This is a genomic window from Kitasatospora sp. MBT66, from assembly GCF_000710405.2.
Lineage (GTDB): Bacteria > Actinomycetota > Actinomycetes > Streptomycetales > Streptomycetaceae > Kitasatospora > Kitasatospora purpeofusca.
Genome location: NZ_JAIY01000003.1, coordinates 755313 through 757066, shown reverse-complemented (window position 1 = coordinate 757066; position 1754 = coordinate 755313). Strand labels below are relative to the sequence as shown.

Sequence of the window (1754 nt, the reverse complement as noted above, 5' to 3'; positions counted from 1 at the left end):
GCCGGCCGCGCAGGTGCTCGACGAGCGCCAGCCGGCACAGCGCGTCGTGGCGCAGCCGGGCGGTGGCCGGCGTGAGCGGGGCCCGCGCCGCGCGTTCCAGCGCCCGGCCGGCCTCCTCCAGGCGCCCGTGCCAGAGCAGCGTCGAGCCGAGGTCGGCGGCCATCTGGGCGAGCAGTTCGGGGTGCCGCTCCAGCAGCTCGGCGGGCACCCGGTGCTCCAGCTCCTCGATCCGGCGGGCGGCGCGGTCGGCGAGCGGGGCCGAGCCGAGCAGCCGGGCGGCGCCGGTGCGCACGAGGACGGCGGCCAGTTGCAGGGGGGTCCGTTCGGCGGGCAGCAGCGGTTCGACGTGCTCCAGGATCGTCAGCGCGCTCGCGGCCTCGTCGCGGGTGAGGTGGACGGCCGCGCGGACCAGTTCGGCGGCCGGGCTGTGCTCGGTCGCCGGCATCCGGGCGAACAGTGCGCACAGCCGGGTCGCGTCGCGTCCGGCCAGCAGCTCGCCGAGGGCGCACTCGTCCACCAGCAGCCGCGCGGCCAGCGCCCAGGCCCCGGCCTCGGCCGCGTGGTCCAGCGCGGCCCGGTACTGGCCGTGGCCGGCGAGCCAGTGCGCGGCCCGCACCCGCAGCTCGTCGACCCGCTCCGGGGCGGCGGCGCGCAGATGCAGGCGCAGGATCCCGGCGAACATCGGGTGCAGCCGGTACCAGCCGTCGGGCAGGGCGTCGGTGAAGGCGTTGTCCTGGTGCAGCCGGTCCAGGATCCGCCGGCCGTCGCGGCGGCCGGTGAGCGCGTCGGCGAGGTCGGGGTGGACCCGGCCCAGGATGCTGCAGCGCAGCAGCAGGTCCTGGGTCGGCGCGGGCTGGGTCCGCAGCACCTCGGCGAGCAGGAAGTCCGACAGCGCGGTGGGACCGGCGTCGATCCGTCCGAGGTAGTCCTCGGGGTCCTCGGCGTCCTGCGCGGCGAGGGCGAGCAGCCGGACCCCGGCCGTCCAGCCGGACAGCGCGTGGTGCACGGCCTCGACGGCGGCCGGGCCGACCCGCAGCCCGTGCCGTTCCAGCACGGCGGCGGTCTCGGCGCGGTCCAGCGCCAGCTCGCCCGCCCGGATCTCGGCCAGCTCGTCCGCCGCCCGGTAGCGGTGCAGGGGCAGCAGCGGCTCGCTGCGGCCGACCAGGACGAGCCGCAGCCGGCCGGCGGTGTGCCGGACCAGGTCGTGCAGTTGTTCGGCGAGCCGGAGGTTGTCGAGGTGCTCGCACTCGTCCAGGACCAGGACCGGCGGCCGGGGGAGGGCGTTGATCCAGGCGGCCAGTCGCAGCAGCAGGGACGGCTCGACGTGCTCGGCCCGGGCGGGGGCGCCGACCTCCGCGGGCAGCCCGGCGACCCCGGTCTGCAGGGCCTCGCGGACGTAGGCCCAGAAGGTGCCGGGCTGGTTGTCGCTCGGCTCCAGGGTGAGCCAGGCGGCCGGGCCGGGGAGGCGGCCGCGGGCCAGCCAGTCGGCCACCAGCAGGGTCTTGCCGGCCCCGGCCGGGCCGTTGACCAGGGTCACCGGGCGGAGCGCGGCCGCGTCGAGGCGGCCGAGCAGGCGGTCGCGGGGCAGGAAGGCGGCGGCGGGCGGGCGGGGCGGCCGGACCCGGGTGGCCAGCATCGGGTCGCCGTTGGGCAGCCGCTCCGGGGTGGGCGGCTCCGCTGCCGGGAGCGGCTCCGGGGCGTTCGTGCCCGCCGCCGGGGCCGGGGAGGCGGGCGCGGGGGCGAGCACCGGTGGG

The 1754-nt window shown here is 79.0% G+C and carries 1 protein-coding gene; it reads right to left on the bottom strand.

What is annotated here, in order from left to right; genetic code table 11:
* The coding region (locus BI06_RS05405; RefSeq protein ID WP_158516385.1) for an AAA family ATPase at nt 1–1754 on the bottom strand (1754 nt) is incomplete at both ends.